At 68.9% G+C, this 1,916-nt stretch carries 1 protein-coding gene and 2 pseudogenes; 2 read left to right on the top strand and 1 reads right to left on the bottom strand.

Annotation, left to right across the window (positions count from 1 at the left end):
- Positions 1-160 (top strand): annotated as a pseudogene (locus KZA10_RS18785) (SURF1 family protein); the annotation flags it as partial.
- Here the strand turns inward: KZA10_RS18785 and KZA10_RS13690 are convergent.
- Positions 93-1,268: an MFS transporter gene (locus KZA10_RS13690; protein ID WP_308289679.1), complete on the bottom strand. Its 1,176-nt coding sequence runs from the start codon at positions 1,266-1,268 to the stop codon at positions 93-95. The pseudogene KZA10_RS18785 and the gene KZA10_RS13690 sit on opposite strands and share 68 nt — an antisense overlap.
- A gap of 159 nt (positions 1,269-1,427) precedes the next feature.
- Between KZA10_RS13690 and KZA10_RS13685 the strand changes: the two are divergent.
- Positions 1,428-1,916 (top strand): annotated as a pseudogene (locus KZA10_RS13685) (glyceraldehyde-3-phosphate dehydrogenase); the annotation flags it as partial.

The following is a 1,916-nucleotide window of genomic DNA, read 5'->3' as shown; positions in this document are numbered from 1 at the left end:
CGACTCCCCCACCGACGATCCCGGTCCCCATCTGTCGTACGCGATCCAGTGGATTCTCTTCGCCCTGATGGGCTTCATCTTCATCGGATACATCATCCGCACGGAGATCGTGAAGCACCGCGAAGAGCGAGGATCGCGGCCGTCAGCGGGGCGACCGTGAGGGAGAGTCCGAGACCCATCACGATCATGGCCGGCAGCACCTGCCACCAGTAGTCGAAGTCGGTGGAGACGAGAAGCAGCATCAGGGCGCCGACGGCCATGAGCAGCGGTCCGACCGTCATGAAGATACGCGGTCCCCATCGGCCCGCCCACTGACCCGCGCGCGAGCTGACGAGGATCATCAGGATCGTCATGGGGAGGCTCGCCAGGCCTGCGGCGGTCGCGCTGAGCCCCGCGCCCTGCTGCAGGTAGACGCCGACCACGAAGCCGTTGAGCGACAGCGCGGCGTAGACGAAGAACGTGGCGAGGTTGCCCCAGCCGAAGTCGCGCACGCGGAACAGCCACAGCGGCATGAGGGGCGACGCGGAGTGCTGCTGGCGCCACAGGAACAGCGCGAACAGGGCGGCGCCGGCCACCGCGGGGATCCAGATCGCGGGCGACTGCCATCCCAGGTTCGGCTGCTCGATGAGCGCGAAGACCACGGCGCCGAGACCGATCGCGCACAGCGCCCCGCTCCACCAGTCGACGGTGATGCCGCGGGGATGCTCGGGCAGACGCAGGCGGGAGAGCAGCAGGAGCGTGATCCCGATCGGGATGACGTTGATGAGGAACACGAAGCGCCAGGAGAGGTAGTCGACGAAGAGCCCGCCCAGCAGCGGACCGACCAGTTGCGCACCGGTGGTGAAGGCAGTCCATACTCCGATGGCCCGCGACTGCACGTCGGCGCGCATCGTGGCGGTGATCAGGGCGAGCGAGCTGGGCACCAGCAGCGCCCCCGCGGCTCCCTGGGCGGCGCGGGCGATGATCAGTGTGAGCGGATCGAACGCTGCGGCGACCGCGATGGAGGAGACGCCGAAGGCGATCAGTCCGATCCGCATCACGAGCACACGGCCGTAGGCGTCCGACACCGAACCGGCGAGCAGGATCAGAGCGCTCAGAGTGATGAGATACGCGTCGACGACCCACTGCTGGGTGGTGATGCCGCCGCCGAGCTCACGACTGATCGCGGGTAGCGCGACGTTCACGACCGTGCCGTCGAGGAAGGTCACGAATGACGCGAGCACCGCGATGGAGATGACGAGCCGCTGGAGCGGAGCGAAGGATGCCACAGGCCGACACTACCCCCGGCAGCCGACGTCGGGGCGGTTTGGCCAGGATCCCGATTCGGCACGCGTTCCCGCGACTTGTACGCTGAATGCATCCCCCGATTCACCCGGCAACCCGCGCGCCGGCGATCTCGGCGCGCGCTCACACATGCAAGGACGCAGATGAACGATTCCGCGGCACACCGCGACGACTGGACTGAGAGCGAAGAGCTGGCGGAGCGGATGATCCCGCTCATCGGGGCGCTCCGACGCGAACACGACGTGGTCACCTCTCTCCACGGGCACCGGCTGCTCGGCCTGTCGGCGACCGGCCTCGTCGAAGTGCACGAGCGCGTCGCGCAGCTCGGGCATGAGCGGCTCCCGATCGAAGACAGCCTCGCCGTGCTGGAAGCGATCCATGCCCTTGCTCCCGGCGCCTCCTCCCTCGACGTCGCCCGGCTCGTCGCCGGACACGCCGAGAGCGGGCAGCCGCTGGAGACCTACCTCGCCGAGGTGCTCGCGCCCGCGATGGGAGCCGTCGCCGCCGAACCCACCGACGTCGTGCTCTACGGCTTCGGACGCATCGGTCGCCTCCTCGCCCGCATCCTCATCGCCCACACCGGCGGAGGCAGCGGCCTGCGTCTGCGCGCCATCGTCGTCCGCCGCGGCGCC

This window comes from Microbacterium sp. BF1 (assembly GCF_019279095.1).
Classification (GTDB): Bacteria; Actinomycetota; Actinomycetes; order Actinomycetales; family Microbacteriaceae; genus Microbacterium; species Microbacterium maritypicum.
The sequence above is the reverse complement of the archived record's forward strand: the minus strand, read 5'-3'. Positions and strand labels throughout refer to the sequence as shown.